15 protein-coding genes and 1 pseudogene are annotated in these 22,271 nt (G+C 72.9%); 9 read left to right on the forward strand and 7 right to left on the reverse strand.

All coding sequences use genetic code 11. From position 1 onward, the window contains the following. The first annotated feature begins 236 nt into the window (after window positions 1–236). Both SM418_RS20610 and SM418_RS20615 read left to right on the forward strand, forming a co-directional pair. Window positions 237–1,412: an RNA polymerase sigma factor gene (locus SM418_RS20610; protein ID WP_371942832.1), complete on the forward strand. Its 1,176-nt coding sequence runs from the start codon at window positions 237–239 to the stop codon at window positions 1,410–1,412. 42 nt (window positions 1,413–1,454) lie between these two features. After that, on the forward strand, window positions 1,455–2,402 hold the full coding sequence (locus SM418_RS20615) for a threonine/serine dehydratase (protein ID WP_371942708.1): 948 nt from the start codon (window positions 1,455–1,457) through the stop codon (window positions 2,400–2,402). Here the strand turns inward: SM418_RS20615 and SM418_RS20620 are convergent. Both SM418_RS20620 and SM418_RS20625 read right to left on the reverse strand, forming a co-directional pair. Further along, window positions 2,399–4,981 (reverse strand): DUF6493 family protein, encoded by a 2,583-nt coding sequence (locus tag SM418_RS20620; protein WP_371942709.1) that lies wholly within the window; start codon window positions 4,979–4,981, stop codon window positions 2,399–2,401. The two genes, SM418_RS20615 and SM418_RS20620, sit on opposite strands and share 4 nt — an antisense overlap. Window positions 4,982–5,169: 188 nt before the next feature. Continuing rightward, window positions 5,170–6,072, reverse strand: a pseudogene (locus tag SM418_RS20625) (RNA polymerase sigma factor); the annotation flags it as partial. Window positions 6,073–6,281: 209 nt separating this feature from the next. Between SM418_RS20625 and SM418_RS20630 the strand changes: the two are divergent. After that, complete coding sequence (locus tag SM418_RS20630; protein WP_371942710.1) at window positions 6,282–6,905, forward strand: TetR/AcrR family transcriptional regulator; 624 nt, start codon at window positions 6,282–6,284, stop codon at window positions 6,903–6,905. A gap of 104 nt (window positions 6,906–7,009) precedes the next feature. Here SM418_RS20630 and SM418_RS20635 read toward each other — a convergent pair whose 3' ends face one another. The 3 genes from SM418_RS20635 to SM418_RS20645 form a co-directional block, all read right to left on the reverse strand. After that, window positions 7,010–10,387 (reverse strand): pyruvate carboxylase, encoded by a 3,378-nt coding sequence (locus SM418_RS20635; RefSeq protein ID WP_371942711.1) that lies wholly within the window; start codon window positions 10,385–10,387, stop codon window positions 7,010–7,012. Between the two features lie 184 nt (window positions 10,388–10,571). Next, a complete protein-coding gene (locus SM418_RS20640; RefSeq protein WP_371942712.1) occupies window positions 10,572–11,333 on the reverse strand; it encodes a hypothetical protein in 762 nt (253 codons plus the stop codon). Between the two features lie 439 nt (window positions 11,334–11,772). Beyond that, window positions 11,773–12,480: a TetR/AcrR family transcriptional regulator gene (locus SM418_RS20645; RefSeq protein ID WP_371942713.1), complete on the reverse strand. Its 708-nt coding sequence runs from the start codon at window positions 12,478–12,480 to the stop codon at window positions 11,773–11,775. Window positions 12,481–12,648: 168 nt separating this feature from the next. Here SM418_RS20645 and SM418_RS20650 point away from each other — a divergent pair, with 168 nt between their 5' ends. Continuing rightward, window positions 12,649–14,508 (forward strand): serine/threonine protein kinase, encoded by a 1,860-nt coding sequence (locus tag SM418_RS20650; protein WP_371942714.1) that lies wholly within the window; start codon window positions 12,649–12,651, stop codon window positions 14,506–14,508. 173 nt (window positions 14,509–14,681) lie between these two features. On the opposite strand, the gene SM418_RS20655 is transcribed toward SM418_RS20650, so the two are convergent. Then, a complete protein-coding gene (locus tag SM418_RS20655) occupies window positions 14,682–14,933 on the reverse strand; it encodes a DUF397 domain-containing protein (protein WP_371942715.1) in 252 nt (83 codons plus the stop codon). Next, window positions 14,933–15,799, reverse strand: coding sequence for a Sco1979 family transcriptional regulator (locus SM418_RS20660; RefSeq protein ID WP_504230346.1), 867 nt, complete (start codon window positions 15,797–15,799; stop codon window positions 14,933–14,935). The genes SM418_RS20655 and SM418_RS20660 overlap by 1 nt, the downstream gene beginning before the upstream one ends. A 227-nt stretch (window positions 15,800–16,026) precedes the next feature. On the opposite strand from SM418_RS20660, the gene SM418_RS20665 reads away from it, so the two are divergent. From SM418_RS20665 to SM418_RS20685, 5 genes are all read left to right on the forward strand, one after another. Then, window positions 16,027–16,647 (forward strand): ATP-binding protein, encoded by a 621-nt coding sequence (locus SM418_RS20665; RefSeq protein ID WP_371942716.1) that lies wholly within the window; start codon window positions 16,027–16,029, stop codon window positions 16,645–16,647. A gap of 101 nt (window positions 16,648–16,748) precedes the next feature. Next, the gene (locus tag SM418_RS20670; protein WP_371942717.1) at window positions 16,749–17,105 is read left to right on the forward strand and encodes an STAS domain-containing protein; all 357 of its coding nucleotides are present in this window, start codon (window positions 16,749–16,751) and stop codon (window positions 17,103–17,105) included. Between the two features lie 201 nt (window positions 17,106–17,306). Continuing rightward, entirely contained in the window at window positions 17,307–18,563 is a 1,257-nt protein-coding gene (locus SM418_RS20675; protein ID WP_371942718.1) for a M16 family metallopeptidase, read from the forward strand. Continuing rightward, window positions 18,560–19,924 (forward strand): M16 family metallopeptidase, encoded by a 1,365-nt coding sequence (locus SM418_RS20680; RefSeq protein ID WP_371942719.1) that lies wholly within the window; start codon window positions 18,560–18,562, stop codon window positions 19,922–19,924. The genes SM418_RS20675 and SM418_RS20680 overlap by 4 nt, the downstream gene beginning before the upstream one ends. Window positions 19,925–20,147: 223 nt before the next feature. Beyond that, complete coding sequence (locus SM418_RS20685) at window positions 20,148–22,151, forward strand: sporulation protein (RefSeq protein ID WP_371942720.1); 2,004 nt, start codon at window positions 20,148–20,150, stop codon at window positions 22,149–22,151. Window positions 22,152–22,271: the final 120 nt, after the last annotated feature.

A 22,271-nucleotide genomic window follows, 5' to 3' on the forward strand; every position in this document is an offset into this window, starting at 1 on the left:
TGCGGATGCGCCGGGCCTCGGCCGGGCGCGGGCTGAGCATGGGCTGAGCTTGCGCGGCGGCCGGTGCGGGTGCTCTCATCGGCAGCGTGACGGCTTCGAACGGACCCGACGTGCGCCGGCCGGACGCCCACGCCTCGGGCGTGCGCGCGCCGGACGCGGCCGCGTCCGGCGTGCATGCGAGCATCGACGCGGTGTGGCGGCTGGAGGCCGCGCGCATCATCGCCGGGCTCACGCGGATGGTGCACGACATCGGGCTCGCCGAGGAACTCGCGCAGGACGCGCTGGTCGCCGCGCTCGAACAGTGGCCGGAGTCAGGCGTCCCGGACAACCCGGGCGCCTGGCTCATGGCCGTCGGCAAGCGCCGCGCCATCGACCGCATCCGCCGCCGGCAGCGGCTCGAGCACAAGCTGGAGGAGATCGGCCGCGACCTGGAGGACCGGCCGCCGCCGGAGTTCGACGTCCCGGACGACGAGCACATCGAGGACGACGTCCTGCGGCTGATCTTCACGGCGTGCCATCCGGTGCTGCCGGTGCACGCGCGGGTCGCGCTCACGCTGCGGATGCTCGGCGGCCTCACCACCGACGAGATCGCGCGCGCGTTCCTCGTCTCCGAGCCGACCGTGGCGCAGCGGATCGTCCGGGCGAAGCGGACGCTGTCGGACGCGGGCGTGCCGTTCGAGGTCCCCGAGGGGCCCGACCGCGCGGCCCGGCTGTCGTCCGTCCTGGAGGTCATCTACCTGATCTTCAACGAGGGGTACGCGGCCACCGCCGGCGACGCCTGGGTGCGGACGGACCTGTGCCAGGAGGCGCTGCGCCTCGGCCGCGTCCTCGCCGGCCTCGCCCCCGGCGAACCCGAGGTGCACGGGCTCGCCGCGCTGATGGAGATCCAGGCGTCGCGGACACGCGCGCGCACCGGGGCGTCCGGCGAACCCATCCCGCTCCTGGAGCAGGACCGCGGCCGCTGGGACCGGCTCCTCATCCACCGCGGCTTCGCTGCCCTGCTCCGCGCGAAGGACATCGGCGAGCCACCCGGCCCGTACGTCCTGCAGGCCGCCATCGCCGCCTCCCACGCGCAGGCCCGCGCCGCCGAGGACACCGACTGGGCGCAGATCGCGTCCCTCTACGAGATCCTCGCGAGCGTCGCCCCGTCCCCCATCGTGGAGCTGAACCGCGCGGTGGCCGTCGGCATGGCGCACGGCCCCGGCAAGGGCCTCGAACTCGCCGACGCGCTGGTGGACGAGCCGTCCCTGCGCGGCTACCACCTGCTGCCGAGCGTCCGCGGGGACCTGCTCGAACGCCTCGGCCGCCGGGACGAGGCCCGGACGCAGTTCGAGCGCGCCGCCGGACTGACCCGCAACGAGCCCGAACGCAAGGTCCTCCTCGACCGGGCCGCCGCACTGAGCGCTCCCTGACCTGGAGCGCTCGGCCACTGATCGCATGGAGAGGGAACTTTGGTGATCACTCATTCGGACGTCCAGGCCGCGGCGCGGCGGGTCGCGGGCCGCGTCCGCCGTACGCCGTTGCTCGAGATCGACCCCGGGACGGCCGCACGGATGTGGCTGAAGCTCGAACTGACCCAGCACACCGGGTCGTTCAAGGCGCGCGGCGCGTTCAACCACATCCTCGCCGGGCGGGACGAGGGGCGGTTGCCGCACGTCGGCGTCGTCGCGGCGTCCGGCGGCAACGCGGGCCTCGCCTTCGCCTACGCGGCGAAGTCGGCCGGCGTGCCCGCCGAGGTGTTCGTCCCGGAGACGGCGCCCGCGGTGAAGGTCGCCCGGCTGCGCGCGCTCGGCGCCGCCGTCGTCCAGGTCGGGACGCGGTACGCCGAGGCGCAGGACGCCGCCACCAAGCGCGCCGCCGACACCGGGGCGCTGTTCTGCCACGCCTACGACCTGCCCGAGGTCTGCGCCGGCCAGGGGACGCTGGGTCTGGAGATCCTGGAGCAGACCGGCGGCGAGGTCGACACCGTCCTGATCGCGGTCGGCGGCGGCGGGCTGATGGCGGGCGTCGCCGCCGCCCTCGAAGGCGCGGCCGGCGAGGGACGGGCGCGCGTCGTCGGTGTGGAGCCCGAGACCATCCCGACCCTGGAACGGGCCCTGCACTCCGGACGCCCCGTCGCCGTGGACGTCTCCGGCGTCGCGGCCGACTCCCTCGGCGCCACCCGGCTCGGCGAGATCGCCTTCTCGGTCGCGTCCCGGACCGGTGTGCTCCCCGTCCTCGTCCCCGACGGGGCGATCGTCGAGGCCCGCCGGCACCTCTGGGACGAGTACCGCCTGGCCGTCGAGCACGGCACCGCCGCCGCGCTCGCCGCCCTCCGCACCGGCGCCTACCGCCCGGCCCCGGACGAGCGCGTCGTGGTCGTCCTGTGCGGCGCCAACACCGACCCGTCCGACCTGGTCTAGTTCGCGGCGGCGAGGTGCGCGGCGAGGGCGCGGGCCTCCCGGACGAGGTTGGACGACCCCTTGCGGGCGGCCAGCCTCTCGACTTCGGCGATGGTTCCGCGGGCGCCCGACCAGCGCGCGGTCTTGAGGCCGAGGACGAGCAGGCGGTCGAGGGCGTGCACCGGCCGCTCGCCGGGTTTCGGGCACACGATGGGCAGAGCCGCGGCGATCGCGGCCCAGACCTCGGTGTAGGCGCCCGCGTCCGCCGCACGTTCGAGGGCCTCGATGATCCGCGACGGCCGGATCTCGCCCGTACGCAGGAGTCGCCCGATGTGCCGGCCCAGCGCGGTGGCCGGCAGGTCGCCGCGGGCGGCCATGGTGAGCAGCGCCTTGTCGGCATTCCCGCTGTGCCTTTCGACGAGCTGGAGCGCCAGGAGATGCGCGACGGCCTCGGCGAACGGGCCGTCGCCCGGAGAGAGGTCGATGAGTTCGCCGACCGGCCCGCCGTGGGCGAAGTGGCCGCCATGGCGCGGCATGTGCCTGAGGACGTACGCGGCGGCGACCTCGGGGTGGGTGGGCAGCAGCCGCGACCAGGCATGCCCGTAGAAGCTGTACTGCCCATAGAAGCTGTACCGCCCGTAGACGTCCTTGGGCGAGGCGAACACCGCATCGACCAGCGGCAGCCCGGTCGGCCCGGCGTCGATCACGGGCTCGGGCCATCCCTTCTCCAGGGGCCGCACCGACACCTCGGGGGCGGGCAGCCCGCCCTCGGCCAGCCATCGCGCGGCGACCCGTCCGGCGGGCGAGGTCAGCGCCGCCGCGCGCCGGACCGCGGCACGGTCGATCTCGCGGGGCAGCCGCAGCAGAGCCTGCTGGAGGTCGGCGGGCCCGGGTTCGGCTCCGGCCGCCTGCAGGATCTCCAGCCGTTCCACGAACGTGCCCGGGTCGAGGTGGCCGGTCGGCTCGGTGGGGACGGCCAACAGCAACGGCGGCAACGCCCCGTCGGCGACGGCGACGGCCAGTTCCGCGCATCGATGCAGGTAGAGCACGTGCGGGGGAGCTCCGGCATAGAGCGGCGGCAGGCGGTCCCGCCAGTCTGCCGGCACCGGCCGCGAGCCGGTCAGCAGCCGCCCGGCCACGTCGAGCCACTGCCACGGCCAGAGCCAGTACCGTTCCTCGTCCAGGTGTGGATGGAAGTCCGGGTGGCGGACGAGCTTGAACGCAGCCCGCACCTGGCGGGGGTTCTGCCGGACGAGCCGGACGAACGCGTCCATGACCTGTTCGATCGCCGGCCAGCCGAGGAGGTAGGTGGCGCCGCTGAGCGTTCGCGTCAGTTCCATCGGCCGGGTGATCGGCGGCGGGAGCGGGGGAAGCGGATCCGGGGCCGGGGGCGGCGAAAGGGCGGGCGGCGGGTCCTCCTCCGGTTCCGGTTCGGCGACGGCGCCGCCGAACCGGGCGGCGGCCTTCGCGCCGAGATCCGCCGCGAGCAGCGGGACGGCGTCGGTGAGCGCCGCCGTGTCCGCGCCTTCGGGGAGCTTGAGCGCGATCCTCACCGCCCGCGCCTGGACGGTGTACGACTCGTGCGCGAACGCCTGGGCGAGGGCGGCGGCGCACTCGCCGGCGAGTTCCGGCCTGCTCCTGACGGTCTGCTCCAGCCATGACAGCCCCGACCGCACGAGCCCGGACTCGGCGCGGAACAGCACGCCGTCCAGCGCCTCCACGACGTGCCGGGACGGCAGTTCCGCCGGCTCCATGAGCAGGCCGAGCGCGAGGTCGGCGACGGGGCCGGGCGCGGCGGGCAGCAGCCGCACGTAGTCGCGGGCGTATGCGCGGATCTCGCGTTCCCGCGCGGCGGGGTCAGCGGGCATGAGGAGGCCGTGCAGGCGGACGAAGAACCGCAGGTCGAGAGCCGCCCCGCCGCGCAGGAACCGGCGGACGCAGCCGTCCAGCAGCGTCCTTCGGTCGATCACGCCCCGCCCGGCGAGGGTCGGCAGCGTCCGCGGCCAGGACAAGTTGTCGCGCAGCTCCCGGCCGACGCCCTCCGCCTCGAAGATCCGCGGCAGCAGGGCCGGCAGCAGCGGGTCCTTCGCGCGGGGCGGCCCGGACGACACCCAGCCGACGACGAGGGGATCGTGGTCGGGCGGTTCGATCCCCGTCTCGGCCAGCAGTGCCAGGACGAGGTCGAGGCCGATGTGCCGGGGGCCGCGCAGCCGGAGCGTCAGCCGCCGGGCGAGGTCGGCGAGCCAGGCGTCGTCGCGGCCGTCCCACAGTTGCAGGAGCAGGCCGGTGTCGCGGTGCTCGCCCGCCCAGCGGGAGTTGAACTCGCGCCTGGTCAGCCAGGCCGCGACCGCGGAGGCGCCGCCCAGCGCGGCGGCGCCGGCGGCGCGGAAGGCGGGTGCGTACTCGTCGATGCCCTCCCAAGGCTCGCGGCGCGCGCGCACGGCCTTGACGTGGCCCGGCAGCGCCCTGGCCACCGTGCGCCGTTCGGCGTCGCCGAGGTCGCGGACCGCGTCTGCGACCGCTCCGGGATCCCGCAGGTCGATGAGTGCCGCGATCTTCTCCCAGGCGGCGATGTCATGCGTTGTGGTCGCGCTCGGCATGCCCGGGACACTAGGCGGCCCCTCCGACAATCAGCCGGCGGCGGGCGACTGGAGCGGCGGCCGGAGAGACTCGCCCGGAGGGCCCGGTTCACCGCGGAACCGGGCCGTCCAGGCCGTAGGCCTCACCTGAGCAGGGTGGATGCGTCGGCTGGGCAGGGCGGAGGTGTCGGCTGAGCAGGTCGGATGCGTCAGCTGAGCAGGTCGGCGAGGGTCTCGCGCCGGGACGGGTGGCGCAGCTTGTGCATGCCCTTGGACTCGATCTGCCGGATGCGCTCGCGCGTCACCCCGTAGACCTTGCCGACCTCTTCGAGGGTCTTCGGTTCCCCGCCGGACAGCCCGAACCGCATCGAGATCACGCCCGCCTCGCGTTCGGTGAGCGTCTCCAGGACGGCGTCGAGCCGCCCGCGCAGCATGGAGGACGCGACGACGTCGGCGGGGTCGCCGCCGTCCGGGTCCTCGATGACGTCGCCGAGTTCGCCGTCGCCGTCCTCGCCGAGCGGGGTGTGCAGGGACAGCGGCTCGCGGGCCTGCCGTCGCAGCCACTCCACCTTCTCTGGCGTGACGTCCAGTTCGACGGCCAGTTCCCGGGAGGTGGGCTCGCGGCCGAGGTCCTGCATCATCCGCCGCCGGGCGCGCGTCATCCGGTTGAGCACCTCGACGACGTGCACGGGGATGCGGATGGTGCGGCTCTGGTCGGCCAGCGCGCGGCTGATCGCCTGCTTGATCCACCAGACGGCGTAGGTGGAGAACTTCAGGCCCCGGCGGTACTCGAACTTCTCCACGGCGCGGATCAGCCCGAGGTTGCCCTCCTGGACGAGGTCGTTCAGCGGCAGGCCGTGGCCCATGTAGCGCTTGGCGAGCGACACGACGAGACGCAGGTTGGCCTCGACCATGTGCTCCTTGGCGCGGCGGCCGTCGGCGGCTATCCACTCCAGGTCCTCCTTGTCCTGGAGGCTGAGGTCGTCGCCGAGGGTTTCGAGGCGTTCGCGGGCGAACAGGCCGGCCTCGATGCGCTTGGCCAGGTCGACCTCCTGCTCGGCCGTGAGCAGCGCGGTGCGCCCGATGCGGGACAGGTAGTCCTTCATCGGGTCGACGAGGTTCACGGTGGCGCGGGCGCGGGGGGACGCGCTCGTCGCGTTCCTGGCGTTCCTGGCGTTCAGGGCGGTGTCCTTTGCTCGTCCGACCGGGAGGGAACGGGTCACCCGGTCTCGGTACCCGCCTGCCGCGCGACATAAACTTAGGCTGAGGCCAAAATTATGCCATATACAAATTTAGGTCGACTTGTGCGACGATGATCCGCATGGGACTGCGGGAGATGAAGAAGCGGCAGACGCGGCAGACCATCGCGGCGCAGGCGACGCGCCTCTTCCTGCGGCACGGCTTCGACCGGGTGACGATCGCCGACGTCGCGGCGGCCGCGCAGGTCGCGAAGATGACCGTGACCAACTACTTCCCCCGCAAGGAGGACCTCGCACTCGACCTGCACGAGGAGTTCACCGGCCTGCTGGCCCGGACCGTCGCGCGGCGGGCGCCCGGCGAGCCCGCCCTGGCCGCGCTGCGCCGCGCCTTCCTGGACGCCGTCGACCGGCACGATCCCGCGATCGGCTTCGCCGACCCGGACTTCGCCCGCATGATCAGCGCGAGCCCGGCGCTGGTCGCCCGGCTCCGCGAGCTCCACGAGGAGCGGGAGGACGCCCTGGCCTCCGTCCTCGCCGAGGAGACCGCCGCCGCCCCGGACGACCCCCTCCCCCGGCTGGTCGCAGCCCAACTGGGCGCCGTCCATCGCGTCCTCTTCCAGGAGGCCGTGCGCCGCACCCTCGCCGGCGAATCCCCGGACGAGATCGCCGCCGCCCTGAACAGGTCGGCCCGCACCGCCTTCGACCTCCTGACCCCCTCCCTGGCGGGATACCCGCACACGGCCTGACGCCAGCCAGGAGATGGGGTCGGGCCGGAGGCAGTCGTTGATACGCGATGCCCTTGGTTCCGTCGCCGCCAGAACGCCGGAACCAAGGGCGCCGCTCATCGCGCTCAGGCGGGCTGGATGACCAGGAGGAGGTCTCCGGCCTGGACCGGGGTCGTCTCGGGGACGGCCAGGCGGTTCACCTTGCCCGCCACGGGCGCGGTGATGGCGGCCTCCATCTTCATCGCCTCGATCGTGGCCACCACGGCGCCGGCGGCGACCTCGTCGCCCTTGGCGGCGCGCAGGGTCACCGAGCCGTCGAACGGGGCGGCGACGTGGCCGGGTTCGGACGGGTCGGCACGCTCGACCGGCGGCACGTCCGACGCGACGGACTTGTCGCGGACGGACAGGGTGCGCAGCTGCCCGTTCACCGTGCAGATGACCTGCCGGACGCCCGCCTCGTCGATGTCGCCGACCGCCTCCAGCCCGGCGATGACGCGGACGCCGGGTTCGAGGTCGAACGCGACCTCGTGCCCGGTGCGGAGCCCGTAGAGGAACGGGCTCGTGGGCAGGACGGAGAGGTCGCCGTAGGCGGCGCGGGCTTCGCGGTAGTCCTTCGCGGGGCCGGGGAAGAGGAGACGGTCGAGCGTGTCGCGGACCTCTGGCCCGGCCAAAGCCTTCTCTTCGGCGCCGTTCAGTTCAGCTCTGGCGGGCGTGTACTGGCGTCCTGCGAGGGCCTTGGTGCGGAAGGGCTCCGGCCAGCCGCCGGGCGGGTCGCCCAGTTCGCCGTTGAGGAACCCGATGACGCTGTCGGGGATGTCGTAGCGGTCCGGGTTCTCCGCGAAGTCGTCGGGGTCGGCGCCGGCGGCGACGAGGTGCAGGGCCAGGTCGCCGACGACCTTGCTGGACGGGGTGACCTTCACGAGCCGTCCGAGGATCGCGTCGGCCGCCGCGTACAGTCGCTCGATCTCCTCGAAGCGGTCGCCGAGGCCGAGCGCGACGGCCTGCTGCCGCAGGTTGGACAGTTGCCCGCCCGGGATCTCGTGCTGGTAGACGCGTCCGGTCGGCGACGGGAGTCCCATCTCGAACGGCGCGTACAGCTTGCGGACGGCCTCCCAGTACGGCTCCATGACGGTCAGCGCGTCCAGGTCGATGCCGGTCGCGTGGCCGGTGAAGTCGGTCGCGGCCACGATCGCCTGGAGGGGCGGCTGGCTCGTGGTCCCCGAGAGCGGCGCGGCAGCCCCGTCGACGGCGTCGACACCCGCTTCGATGGCGGCGATGTAGGTGCCGATCTGCCCGCCCGCCGTGTCGTGGGTGTGCAGATGTACGGGCAGGTCGAAACGCTCGCGCAGGGCCTTGACCAGTGTGCGCGCGGCAGGGGCGCGGAGCAGCCCGGCCATGTCCTTGATGCACAGGATGTGGACGCCCGCCTCGACCAGTTCCTCTGCGAGCCGCAGGTAGTAGTCGAGCGTGTAGATACGTTCGCCCGGGGACGACAGGTCACCCGTGTAACAGAGGGTCCCCTCGACGAGCGCATGGGTTTGGAGCACCGCGTCGATGGCGGGCCGCATGCGCTCCACGTCGTTCAAAGCGTCGAACACACGGAAGATGTCGACGCCCGTACTGGCCGCCTCCTTCACGAAGGCGCGCGCCACCGAGTCGGGGTACGGCGTGTAGCCGACGGTGTTCCGGCCACGCAGAAGCATCTGAATGCACAGGTTCGGGGCGGCCTCACGGATCGCGGCCAGCCTGTCCCAAGGCGACTCGCCCAGGAAACGGAGCGCGACGTCGTACGTCGCCCCTCCCCAAGCCTCGACGGAGAGAAGCTGCGGCGTCATACGGGCGAGGTAGGGCGCGGCGGCGAGCAGGTCATAGGTGCGTACTCGTGTCGCGAGCAGCGACTGGTGCGCGTCACGGAACGTCGTGTCGGTGACGGCCAGCGCGTTCTGGTTCCGGAGTTGCTCGGCGAAAGCGCGCGCGCCGAGGGCCAGCAGCCGGTCACGCGAACCCTGCGGGAACGGACCGTCAAGGTTGAGCGGCGGCAGCTTCGTCGCCGGGTCCAGGTCGGTCGGCGCGTCACCGTGCGGCTTGTTGACGGTGACGTCCGCCAGGTACCGGACGAGCCGCGTCGCACGGTCACCGCTCGACCGGGCCGTCAGCAGCTCGGGATGGTCGGCGATGTAGGACGTCGTGACGCCGCCCGCGCGGAAGTCCGGTTCGTCCAGCAGCGCCTGCAGGAACGGGATGTTGGACGCGACCCCGCGGATGCGGAACTCGGCGACGGCCCGGCGCGCCCGCCGCACCGCCTCCTCGAACGTCCGGCCCCGGCAGGTCAGCTTCACCAGCAGCGAGTCGAAGTGCGGGGAGACGATCGCGCCGCCGTACGCGGTGCCGGTGTCGAGCCGCACCCCGGCACCGCCCGGCGACCGGTACGCCGAGATCTTCCCGGTGTCGGGGCGGAACCCGTTCGCGGGGTCCTCGGTCGTGATGCGGCACTGCACGGCGAAGCCGCCGACGGTCACGCTCTCCTGCGCGATGCCGAGGTCGGCGAGCGTCTCGCCGCCCGCGATGCGCAGCTGGCTCTGCACCAGGTCGACGCCGGTGACCTCCTCGGTCACGGTGTGCTCGACCTGGATGCGCGGGTTCATCTCGATGAACACGTGCTCGCCGCGGTCGTCCACGAGGAACTCGACGGTGCCCGCGTTCTCGTAGCCGATCTCGCGGGCGAACTTCACCGCGTCCTCGCAGAGCCGCTCGGCGACGCCCGGGTCCAGCCGCGGCGCGGGCGCGATCTCGACGACCTTCTGGTGGCGGCGCTGCACCGAGCAGTCACGCTCGCGCAGGTGGACGATATGCCCGGCGCCGTCCGCGAGGATCTGCACCTCGATGTGGCGCGGCCGGTCCACCGCCTGCTCCAGGAAGACGGTCGGGTCGCCGAACGCGCTCTCGGCCTCGCGGCGCGCCGTGTCGACGGCGGCCTCCAGCTCCTCGCGGTCGTCGACGCGGCGCAGCCCGCGCCCGCCGCCTCCGGCCGCGGCCTTGACGAACAGCGGGAAGCCGACCTCGTCGGCCGCGGCCAGCTCCGCCCCCGGCTCGGGCGTCACCGAGCGCAGCACGGGCAGGCCCGCGCGCCGCGCCGCCGCGACCGCCTCGATCTTGTTGCCGGCGAGGCTGAGCACGCGGGAGGGCGGGCCGACGAACTTGATCCCGTTGCGCTCGCACGCCTCCGCCAGTTCGGGGCTCTCCGACAGGAACCCGTACCCGGGGTAGACGGCGTCGGCGCCGACCCGCAGCGCCGTCTCCACGATCCCGTCGACGTCCAGGTAGGCGCGGACGGGGTGGCCGTGCTCGCCGATCTCGTACGCCTCGTCCGCCTTCTGCCGGTGCAGGGACAGCCGGTCCTCGTGGGCGTAGACGGCGACGCTGGCGATGCCGAGTTCGTAGGCCGCGCGGAAGGCCCGCACGGCGATCTCGCCCCGGTTGGCGACGAGCAGCTTTCTGATCACGTATCTCTCCCAGGAGGCGGACGGCTCGGGCCCGATACCTACCCAGTTGAGCGGTCCGGCGAGCCTCGCACAGCGCCCCGGACGCGGGAACAAAGTGACAGATGTCGTCTAGCGGGAAAAGGCATGATTGTTCCAGCTGTCAGATTCCACGGCATCCCGCCGCGTCGTCCGACTACACCGGCCCCTACCTGTAACGAGCGCGCTCGCGCACCAGCCGCATGCCCATCAGGGCCGCGCCTATGACGGCGCCCGCCAGGAGACCGCCGAGGAAGGCGAAGGGGGAGTCGTCCCAGGCGAAGATGAGCCACGCGACGGTCGCGGGGAGAAGGATGAAGAGGAAGACGACGTAGCAGGCGATGTAGAGGTAGAAGCGCCCGCTCCAGAAGGAGCGCCGGCCCGGGGCCTCGGGCGGCAGGTCGATCTCCCCCTCCAGGCCGAGCGTGACCGCCTTCGGCCGCTTGAAGTACTCGAAGTGGAACCAGGAGCCGCACGGCTCCCAGCCGTCCGGCGCGAGGCGCTCCGCGACGGCGCCGCGGTTCCGGGGCAGGACGATCTCGCGGCGGTACTCCCAGCGCAGCGGGTGGTCGCCGGCGCGGCGGCTCACGAACCGGCCGGCGGCGTCGACCCGCTCGACCTCCCACCCCTCGTCCCCGTAGCGGTTGAGGACCTCGCGCTCGTGGAACGCGTCGGCCCGCCACGTCCACGTCTCGGCCGACTCCGGCGGGACGGCGGCGGAGCCCTGCTCCTCCTTGCCGCCCCGGTCGTCGTCCCCGGCCCGCGCGAGCCGCGCGGCGAACTCCTCCGGGGTGCCGAACTCCTGCACCGGATCGGTGCCGGACTCGGCCGCGAAGGCGGCCAGGTCGTCCACCGTCCGGGAGACCTCCGCCCGGGGGAGGCCGCGGCCGCTGAGCCGCTCCGTCAACTCGTCGAAGTACGGGTTCGTCATCGGTCCGCTCCCTGGGTGAGCATCGTCAACCTACCCGGCCGCATCCCGACGCGTAAACGGAACGATCACTCGGAATAGCGCGAAGGATCTTGCAGTTGCAACTACCGTGCGAACACCGGCGAGCCGGGTAGCACGCAGATCCACAACCCCAGGAGGTGGCCCGTGCCGAGCAGCATTCCCCGCACCCGTTCCGATAACAAACGCAAACACGTGAAGACCACGTCGCTGCGCGCCCTCGCGGTGGCGGCCCAGTTGGAACGGAACCATGCCCCGGAGGGTCCACCGGGCAACGCGGACGGCCGGGTGGAGTCCCGCCCAGAGCGTGTGACGCCCGACCCGGCCTGACAACCGTTCCGCCTTGGCCCCAGGCCAGGGCGACGACAAACCCCCGTGCACTCCCAGCGCACGGGGGTTTGTCGTTCCCGCTCGCTCAGTTCGCTTAGCGGCCGGCCGCGTTGAAGAACGTGTGGACGGCGGCGCGCGCGCGTGCCCGCCCCACGCTCTCGATCATCGCCATGAGGTGCTCGGCGCTGAGGACGGCCAGGAGAGCGTGCGCCGTAGCCTCGCCGTCCCTAATGCTCTCGCCGTCCCTAATGCTCTCGCCGTCCCTGACGCCCTCGCCGTCCGGAGCGCTCTGGCCGTCCGGAGCGGGCTTGCCCATCCGGCCGAGGAGGATCATCAGGTGCCGGTGCCAGAACCCGTAGGCGCCGATGCGGTACCGCGCCCCGGGTGAGGCAGTCTCCGACATGCGCACAAGGGAGATGTGCTCCAGCACGTAGTCCAGGTAGGCGTCGGCGAAGGCGTGCAGACGTTCGGACGGCGAGACCGCCTCGTCCTCTCCCCCCGGGCCGAGCGGGGACGGGCCGTACAGGATCGCGTCCTGCAACTCGCGTTCGCGCTGGTTCAGGAGGGCGGTGGCCAAGCCCGCCTTGTCGCCGAACCGGCGGAAGAGGGTTCCCTTGCCGACGCCCGCAGCGGCGGCGACGGCGTCCATCGAGACCGACCCGACCCCGTGCCGGGCGAAGAGGGCGGCGGCCGCGTCCAGCACTTTCGCGCGGTTGCGCGCGGCGTCGGCGCGCTCCTTGGGCGGCGGCGTCCGCAGCAGCGCAAGGTCGATGCGCCGCCCGCTCGCGGGCCCCCGGTCCATCTTCACCTCCCCCGCCGCCCGGAATGACCGGACTCTAGTCCCCTTCATCTTTGGCGGCCAACGTGCCCGGCGACAGCGTCTAGCATCGTTTGCCCGTAGTCTTGCTGAACGATCTTGAGTCGTCCTGAATGATCTTTCGGGCGACCGGAGCGACGGGGAGCGTGTGGTGTGACCGACAGGACGATGCCGGACGCCCTTCCACTGCGGTCGGGGGACCCGACCGAGCTGGGCGGATACGAGATCCTCGGCCGCCTCGGGGAGGGCGGGCAGGGCGCGGTCTTCCTCGGCCGCCGGGCCGACGAGGTTGGAACGATCCGTACCGCCGACCACGTCGCGATCAAGCTGCTGCACGCCGGCCTCACCGGCGACGAGGCCGCCCGCGCGCGCTTCGTCCGGGAACTGGAGGTCGCCAAGCGCGTCGCACGGTTCTGCACCGCGCAGGTACTCGACGCAGACGTCGCAGGCGACCAGCCCTACATCGTCAGCGAGTACGTCCCCGGCCTGTCTTTGCACCACGTCGTACGTTCGGAGGGCCCGCGTACGGGCGGCGGGCTGGAACGGCTCGCGATCAGCACCCTGACGGCGCTCACAGCGATCCACCAGGCCGGGATCGTCCACCGCGACTTCAAGCCGCACAACGTGGTGCTGGGGCCGGACGGACCCCGCGTCATCGACTTCGGCGTGGCGCGCGCGCTGGGCGCGGCGGGTGAGACGCAGAACGTCGGCACGCCCGCCTACATGTCACCCGAGCACTTCACCGGAGGCGAGGTCGGCCCCGCCGCCGACATGTTCGCCTGGGGCACGACGATGGCGTTCGCCGCCACGGGACGTCCGGCGTTCGGCAACGACGAGATGGCCACGGTCATGCACCGGATCCTGACCGGCGAGCCCGACCTCGGCGACCTGCCCAGCCCGATGCGCGAGCTGGTCCTGGCGTGCCTGTCCAAGGACCCCGCGCAGCGGCCGACCGCGCGTGCGGCCCAGGAAAGCCTCGTCGGCGCCGCCAGCGGCACGTCCTCGGCAGGGTCGCCCGTCCCGCCGCTGCCCGCCTTCCCCGGGGTGCCCGCCGACGTCCCCGCGCCCTGGCAGGCGGGGGCGCAGCACGGCTCCACGAACCCGCACGTGTCTCCGCCGGTGATGGCGAGCGCCATGCTGCCTCCCGACCACGTCACGGACCCGTCCGGTGTCAGGCACAGGACGGCTCCGCAGCCGCCGCCCTACGAGGAGATGAACCCGCCGCCCAGCGCCCCTGGCCAGATGCACGGCGCCCCTGGGCAGATGAACGGCGCGCCTCCCTCGAGTCCTCCCGGCCCACCGCACGGCCCGGGGCATGGCGGCAGGAAGCGCGGACGTCTCATCGTGCCCATCGCGGCGGCGGCAGCGGTCGCGGTCCTCATCGGAGGCGGCGCGGCCTGGGCGGCGACCAGAGGCGGGGACGAGAAGGGCAAGGAGCAGCAGCAGCTCTCGGCCGAGGGTCAGAAACAGGGCAGGGAGGGCGGTACCGCGAACGCGGACGGCGCCGGCAATGCGGCGGAGAACCCGACCAAGAGCAAGCCGGGGCGCCCGCAGAGCAAGAAGAGCGAGGACCCCACGTCCCCTAACTCGTCCCAGAAGCCGGGGTCGCCGCAGCAGCCCGGCACTTCGACGCCCACGCAGGGCACAGGGGGCGGCGGAGGCGGAGGCTCCACGCCTGCCCAGGAGCCGGCCAACAAGTACACCCCGCAGCAGGCGTGCAACAGCGGCGGCCACGGGAGCGGCTACTACGTGCAGCGTTCGCTGAGCGTCTCCGGCGGCGTGGCCTACCTGCTCTACAACAGCTCCGGCTACAACTGCGCGGTCACCATGAAGACGGTGAACGTCGGCAAGGCGTCACCGGTGTCGGTCTGGATCCAGAAGCAGGGCGGCAGTTCCATCGCCGGCAGCGGATCGTACTCCTGGTACGCGGGGCCGGTGTACGTGAAGGCGCCCGGGGTGTGCGTCCGGTTCGGAGGCAACGGCCGCAGCGCGCCCTACGGCAACTGCGGCTGACGCCCGTCCGGCACGTCCGTCCCGCGCCCCCGTCCGGCGAGCCCGGGAGCGGAGAATCGAAAGGCCACCCTCGCGCCCGGGGTGGCCTCTGCTCTGTAGGCGGTCGGGTCGACGTTCGGTGTCCCGGAGCCGACCCGCCGCTGTCCGACTATCTGGCGGTTTTCCTAGGTGATTCAGTTGCGGGAGGCGATGAGATGGTCGAAGTCGCCGTCCTTGGCGCCAAGGATCAGCGCCTCGATCTCGGGGCGGGTGTAGATCAGGGCGGGTCCGTCGGGATGGCGGGAGTTGCGCATCGCCACCTGCCCACCGGGCAGTTCCGCGATCTCCACGCAGTTTCCCTGGGAGTTGCTTCGCCGGGACTTCAGCCACCGCGCCCCTTGGAGGTCGGCGGCCGGGGTCCCGTTGTCGTAATCGGTTTGGAGCATCATGTCTCTCTGAGAAGATCACCGAGAAGCTCGACGGTGCGTTCCGGGGTCGCACTGTCGACGCACAGGCGTTCCATCGCCTGCAGGTAGGTGTCGACGTCGTCGCGCTTGTCCAGGTACATCGCGCCGGTGAGGTTCTCGACGTAAACCACGTCCGGCAGATCCTGCTCGGGAAAGCGCAGGATCGTGAAGGCCCCTCCCTCGGCGGCGTGGCCGCCGAACCTGAACGGCATGATCTGGATGGTGACGTTGGGCAGCTTGGACATCTCGATGAGGTGCTCGAACTGGCCCCGCATCACCTCCGGCCCTCCGATGGGACGCTTGAGCGCCCCCTCGTCCACCACGGCCCACAGCCGCGGCGCGTCCGGGCCGGTCAGGCGTCCCTGCCGTTGCAGGCGCAGCTCCACGCGCTGGTCGATCTCTTGTTCGGCGGCTCCGGCGTTGCCCAGGCGGATCACCGCGCGCGCATACCCCTCCGACTGCAGCAGTCCCGGGACGAACTGCAGTTCATACGTGCGGATCAACGCCGCCGACTCCTCCAGACCCACATAGGTCTGGAACCAGCCGGGCAGCACGTCGTTGTACCGGTGCCACCAACCGGGGGTGTTGGCCTCCCGCGCAAGCTGTAGCAGCGCCTCGCGTTCCGTCTTGTCGCTGACGCCGTACAACGTGAGCAGGTCGTCCACGTCGCGTTCCTTGAAGCTGACTCGTCCGAGCTCCAGGCGGCTGATCTTCGACTCCGACGCGCGGATGACGTAGCCGGCGTCCTGACGGGTCACGCCCTTCTGCTCGCGCAGACGGCGAAGCTGCGACCCGAGCAGGATCCGACGAACCGTCGACCCGCTTCCCGGCGTCTCTGGAGTCACGCCCAACCTCCCGGCTATTCGGCGGACAGCGAACCTAGTGTGCCACTGGCCTGAGTGTCCTGCGGTTACCTCCGTTCACCCGCATGCGATCCGCGTCGCCCCCACACCCCCACGACTCGGATGCACGTGCATTGGGCCTTGCATTCGCACGCTACGATGCGTAGGATAACGCACGAGACTTCCGAGCCACGGCTGCACAACGAGAACACTCTGCGGGGTCCGGTGGAATGACGTCACGCCACGCGCACGACGACACACGGTGGGAACTCGGCCCCGTCACGGGGCCGGCGGACCCGCCGGTCCACGCTGGGCACTCCACGCCCGTCCCCGAGTCGGTGGACCTGCCGCCGCGGCTGGACACGGCCGTCACCGCGCTGACCGAGCTGCGCGGCCCGACGGTGTCGTTCACCGTCGAGCCCGATCCGGAATCGGTCACCGAGGCCCGGCACTTCGCCGTCTCCCGGCTCGCCGAGTGGGACGTCTCCGAGCTCGCCGACGACGTCGGCCTCGTCGTCTCCGAGCTCGTCACCAACGCGCTGAGGCACAGCGGAGGGGTGAACTCCAGCGGGCGGCCGGGCGTCGACGTGCACCGCGAGGGCGTGTACGGCGATCCGGCCGACCCGCTGGGCTCCGCGCCGTCCGCGATAAGGCTCCGCCTGGGGTACCAGGCTCCCTGGCTGCTCTGCGGCATCATCGACACCAGCCGCACCGCGCCGCGCCGCAAGGAACCGGACTACATCGCCGAGACGGGACGCGGGCTCCACCTCGTCGAGTCGTTCAGCGTCCGATGGGGGTGGCGGGCACTGCGCCAGGGCAAGGTGGTGTGGGCGCTGTTCCGCTCCCCATGACTTGGCCAAGGGCGTAACGGCGCGCGACAGGGGTAGCTATTGATTTCCCCCGGCGGGCGCCTGGAAGGGCCCTGCGAGACGTGCGGATGAGAGGAGCACCCGTGGACTTCGCCGTCGAGCATCGTGTCGAGAAAGGCCTCACGGTCGTCAAGATCAGCGGTGAGATCGACGTCTTCACCAGCCCCCGGCTGCGAGAGGCGCTGCTCGACATCATCGACAACGGCGGCACGCACCTCGTCATCGACCTCGGCGAGGTCACGTTCCTCGACTCCACGGGCCTCGGCGTGCTGGTCGGCATCTACCACCGGCTCCGCGCGCGCGACGGCTCGATGTCGTTCATGGGAGTGAACGACCGGGTGCGCCGGGTCTTCCACGTCACCCAGCTCACCAAGATCTTCGTCCTGCACCGGTCGCTGGAGGACGCGATCGCGGCGCACGAGGCCGCCGCCTCCTCCTGACCCCTGTCGCTCCCTCTTTCTTGGTTCTTTTTCGCCCGTGCTCGTACCGCTTTGTCGGCCGGGTTATCCACAGGTTGGCGTGAAGGCGCCTCCGGCCGGACGCACCCGGTACGGTGAGACCGAGATCAAGCCCGCCGCCCGGGCACGTCCCGCCGACGCGCGCGGTGCTGTCCGCAACTTCGAAACGGACGGGAGCGCTCCGTGGCAGAACAGCCGCTGCATGAGCACACGCTCGGCAATGGCCTGCGCGTGGTGGTCTGCGAGGACCACGTCGTACCACTGGCCGCCGTGAACATCTGGTACGGGGTGGGCTCGCGGCACGAGCGGTCCGGCCGGACCGGGCTCGCCCACCTCTTCGAGCACCTGATGTTCCAGGGCTCCGCGAACGTCGCCGAGGGCGAGCACGCCGCGCTGCTGGAGAGCGCGGGCGCCACGTTCAACGCCAGCACGTCGTTCGAGCGCACGAACTACTACGAGACGGTGCCGGTCAGCCATCTGGAGCTCGCGCTCTGGCTGGAGGCCGACCGGATGGGCACGCTGCCCGCCGCGCTCACCCAGGCCAACCTCGACAACCAGCGCGACGTCGTGAAGAACGAGCGCCGCCAGCGCTACGACAACCAGCCCTACGGGACGGCGTTCGAGCGGCTGTGCGCGCTGACGTTCCCCGAGGGCCACCCCTACGCCCACACTCCGATCGGCTCGATGGACGACCTGGACGCCACCACCATCGAAGACTGCGTCGACTTCTTCGGCACCTGGTACGCGCCGGGCAACGCCGTCCTGTCCGTCGTCGGCGACGTCGACCCGGCCGCCACCATCGAGGCGGTCGAGCGCTACTTCGGCGGCCTCCCCACCGGGCCGGAGAAGCCCGCCGCACGTCCCGGCGACCTCGGCCCGCTGGCCGGCGTCCGCGAGGAGACCCTGAGCGAGGACGTCCCCTCCCCCGCCTACTTCGCGATGTTCACGCTGCCGACCGACGGCGGCGACGACGTCGAGGCCGCCGAGCTGGCGGTCGAGATCCTCGGCGGCGGCTCCGGCTCCCGCCTCTACGACCGGATGGTCCGCCGCGACCAGATCGCCACCGAGGTCTGGGCCGGGGTGACGCGGCTCGCCTCCGGGCAGTCCCTGGCCATCGTGGACGCCATCGGCCCGGAACCCGACAAGATCGCCTCCGTGCTCGACGAGGAGCTCGAGCGCTTCGCCGCGCACGGCCCCGACGCCGACGAGACCGCTCGCGCCACCGCCCAGGCCGAACGCGGCTTCCTGGAGCAGACCGAGACGGTGACCGGCCTCGCCAACGCGCTGTCGCAGAACGCCACCCAGTTCGACGACCCGGCCCGGGTCTTCACCGCCCCCGGGCGCGCCGCCGCCGTCACCGGGGACGCGATCAAGCAGATGGCGGGCCGCTGGCTCGCCCCGGGCGGCCGCACCGCCCTGACCTACGGAGGCACCTCGTGAGCAGCGGCCTGGCACTGCAGCCCCGTCCCGTCCCCGGCCCCGCTCCGGCCTGGACGTTCCCGGCGGGCACCGAGGGCCGCGTCCCGGCCGGCCCGGCGACGCTGCGCTGTGACCTGCCCGGACGCCGGCTCGCCGCGGTCCGGCTCGTCCTGCACGCGGGCGCGGGCCGCGAACCCGCCGGGCTGGACGGCGTCGCGACCCTCGCCGCCCACGCCCTGATGGAGGGCACCGCGCCCGGCGGCGGCACCGCGCTCACCGCCGCGTTCGAACGGCTCGGCGCCAGCTTCTACGCGGCCGCCGACCTGACCGCGCTGCGGATCGCGCTGGACGTCCCGACCTCCCGCCTCGGCGCCGCCCTGGAACTGTTCTCCGAGGTCGTGCGGCGTCCCGCGCTCGACGACGGGGACGTGCGGCGCCTCGTCCGCGAGCGCCTGGAGGAGATCGCCCAGGAGGACGCCGACCCCGGCTCGCGCGCCATGCGCGAACTGCGCGCGGTGATGTTCCCGGCGCAAGCCCGCGCGTCCCGCCCGACGGGCGGCGGCCGCACCTCCGTCGGCGCGCTGCAGGGGTCCGACATCCGCGCCTTCTACGGCTCCGTCGTCCCCGCCGAGGCCACCGCGGTCGTCGCCGGCGACCTCTCCGGCACCGGCGCCGACACGGCCCTCACGTCCGCCCTGGAAGCCTGGGCGGCCACCGGCGACCCGCTGCCCACCGCCGACCGCGTCCTGCCCGAGTCGGCGGCCCGCATCGTCGTCGTCGACCGTCCCGGCTCCGTGCAGACCTATCTCAGCTTCGGGCACGGCGTCCCGGACCGCTCGCACCACGACTGGCCGTCCCTGACGGTCGCGGCGCACGTGCTCGGCGGCGGCCTCACCTCCCGCCTGAACGCGGTGCTGCGCGAGGAGAAGGGCTACACCTACGGCATGCGGGCCGGCCTGCTCCGCATGCGGCACTGCGGCCTGTTCATCGCCCAGGGCTCCGTCCACACCGAGGTCACCGCCGACGCCGTCGCCGACGCGCTGACCGAACTGCGCAGCGTCGTCTCCCGCGGCATCGACGCTGAGGAGCACGGCCTGTCCGTGCGCGCGCTGGCCGACCGGGCGCCCGCCGAGTACGAGACCGCACGCGCCGTCGCCGCCGAGCTGGCCGACGCGTCCGCGAACGGGCTCGGCGCCGGCTACCCGAGCGCCTACCTCGCCGCCGTCCGCGCCTCCACCCCCGACGGCGTGGCCCGCGCCTACCGCAAGCACGTCGACCCCGAAGCCCTCACCGTCATAGCCGTCGGCGACGCCGCCAAGATCCGCGAACCCCTGGAGTCCCTCGGCTACGCCCCCGTGACCGTGACCGCCAAGGAGGACTGACCCACCGCCTTCGACGCCGTCCCGCACGCGCGAGCCCACCGGCCGGGCCACGTCCTCCAGGGAGCGGCCGGCCGGCACCCGCGGCCCGGTACCGCGCCGTGCGGGCGGCTCGCGGCATCACCGCCGACCGGTCGGCGGTGAGAAGGAAATGGCGGCGGAGAAATAGGGGCACGGTCCCGCTTCTGGCGTGAACCGATGACATGGTGGAGTAGGTCTAACTTGCGTGGCCCTGGGCGCGCGGGCTGCGGAACGCGGGGAGGACGTCCTCGCGGTCGGGAGAAGGGAACGGCCGGTGTCCTACGGGCAGATGGCGGGTGGCGGGCCGTCCGTCGACACGATCCTCGCGGAGCCGAACTGCAAGCCCGGCGGGGTCGTGGCGGGCAAGGTGCACCTGCGCGGCGGCTCCGGGTCCGTGGAGATCCGGCACGTGACGCTGGCGCTCATGCCGCGCATGCGGAACGGCCACGGCGGCGAGAGCGCCGGGCCCGAGGTGTACCGGGGCGCCCTGACCCGCGGGTTCCGGCTGGACACGGCGCAGCAGCGCGACCTCTCGTTCTCCATCCCGCTGCCGTACGAACTGCCGTTCACGACCGTCCTCGGCCACGAGCTTCCCGGCTTCACGATCGGCATGTGCACCGAGGTCGACGCCGTCGGGCAGCCCGACCCCGGCGACATCGACCCGATCTCGGTGGAGCCGCTGGAGTCCCAGCAGTGGGTGCTCGCCTCGATCGCCAAGCTCGGTTTCCAGGTCGTGAACGTGACGTTCGAGGAGTCGAAGCTGCGCGGCGTCGCCCAGCACCTGCCCTTCCACCAGGAGATCCACCTCAACCCGCCGGCCGCGTACCAGGGCCGGATCGACAAGGTGGGGCTGAGCTTCGTCGCCAGCCCGCGCAGCATGGCCTTCGTCCTGCGCGCCGAAGACCGCGACCCCCCGAAGGACGAGTCGTTCGGGGTGTTCCAGGTCGCGCACGCCGAGGCCGCCGAGGCCGACTGGGACACCAAGATCGGCGAATGGCTGGAGGCCACCGCGGCGCTGCCCCGCGCGCAGGGCTCGTCCCAAGGCCACTCTTCTCAAGGCCACTCTTCTCAAGGCCACTCAGCTCAAGGCCACTCGTCACATGGCCAGGCGCCTCTCCCCCCTCCCGGCGGCGACTTCCCTCCCCCTCCCCCGCCGCCGTCGCCGAGCGGACCGCCCGCGCCCTACGGTCAGCAGGGCAACGCCCAGTTCCCGCCCCCGGCCCCCGCCCCCGGCGAGGCCCCGAGCCCCGCATACCAGCCGGACGTCGGCTACGCCGCCGCGCCAAACCCCGCCTTTCCCCCACCGGGCACCCCGAACGCGCCCCTGCCCGGCCATCTCGGCCACGCACCGCACGGCGCGCCTCCCCCGGGCGGAGGCACCCCACCCGGCCACTTCGGCCCACCCGCGCCGGGGCACACCCCGTACGGGGCCACCCCGCCGCCGTCCCCAGCCGGGCAGCTCGCACCAGGTCAGGCTCCGCATGGGATGACTCCCCCGCCCGGCGGGGCATTCGCACCCGGCCACGGTGCGCCGCCCCCACCAGGACACGTCCCGTACGGAAGTACGCCACCGCCCGCGCCCGGCGGGCCACCCGTCCCCGGGCACGGCGCTCCACCGGCCGCCCCCGGACATATGCCGCACGGCGCAGTGCCACCGCCGGCACCGCCCGGGCCCGGCGGGGCGTCCACTTTCGGCCACGCCCCGCACGGCGCCCCGCCGCCCGGAGCGCCGTACGCGCCGGGCCCGGCTCCTGCGGGTCCGCCGCCGCCCGCCCCACCCGGCCCGGCGGGCTACCCGCCCCCGGCGTACGGCCAGCACGGACCGCCGCCCGTGCACGTCCACCACGGCCCACCCGGCTACCACCCCCACCGCGGGCATCCCGGCGCCGTCGCGGCGGCGGGCCTGGTCGGCGGCGCCGCGGCGGCCGGCATCGCGGGAGGCATGGCCGTCGGCGCCTTGGGAGACGCCGCCGGGCAGGTCGCGAACGTCGCGGGCTACGTCGCGGGCGCCCCGGTGGACGCCTTCGGCAACGCCGTCGCCGGATACGCCGGGAACGTCGCCGGCGGGATGATCGCGGATGCGGCCGGCGGCGTCGCCGGGGACATCGCAGGCGACCTCGCGGGCGGCATAGCGGGCGACGTGGCCGGGGAGATCGCCGGCGGCGCCGCCGAGATCCTCGGCGGCCTGCTGGGCGGCCTCTTCGGCTGACCGCCGCGTTCCCGCTCGCCCGGCCGCGAAATTGCCGGACCTTTCGGACGAGATGCGCCGCGTCGCCGTCCAATCCGGCCACGCACGGTTATGGTCGAGAGCGCAGCCGCTTCCCGAGGA

Origin of the sequence: Actinomadura chokoriensis (assembly GCF_041463665.1) — a bacterium.
In the GTDB taxonomy this organism is placed as follows: Bacteria; Actinomycetota; Actinomycetes; order Streptosporangiales; family Streptosporangiaceae; genus Spirillospora; species Spirillospora chokoriensis_A.

What these genes read in the sequence shown, in the direction of transcription:
- SM418_RS20630 (WP_371942710.1), top strand. Translation starts at nt 6,282, where the DNA reads ATGGGACTGCGGGAGATGAAGAAGCGGCAGACGCGGCAGACCATCGCG.
- SM418_RS20645 (WP_371942713.1), bottom strand. Translation starts at nt 12,480, where the DNA reads ATGGACCGGGGGCCCGCGAGCGGGCGGCGCATCGACCTTGCGCTGCTG.
- SM418_RS20610 (WP_371942832.1), top strand. Translation starts at nt 237, where the DNA reads ATGGTGCACGACATCGGGCTCGCCGAGGAACTCGCGCAGGACGCGCTG.
- SM418_RS20640 (WP_371942712.1), bottom strand. Translation starts at nt 11,333, where the DNA reads ATGACGAACCCGTACTTCGACGAGTTGACGGAGCGGCTCAGCGGCCGC.
- SM418_RS20655 (WP_371942715.1), bottom strand. Translation starts at nt 14,933, where the DNA reads ATGCTCCAAACCGATTACGACAACGGGACCCCGGCCGCCGACCTCCAA.
- SM418_RS20620 (WP_371942709.1), bottom strand. Translation starts at nt 4,981, where the DNA reads ATGCCGAGCGCGACCACAACGCATGACATCGCCGCCTGGGAGAAGATC.
- SM418_RS20665 (WP_371942716.1), top strand. Translation starts at nt 16,027, where the DNA reads ATGACGTCACGCCACGCGCACGACGACACACGGTGGGAACTCGGCCCC.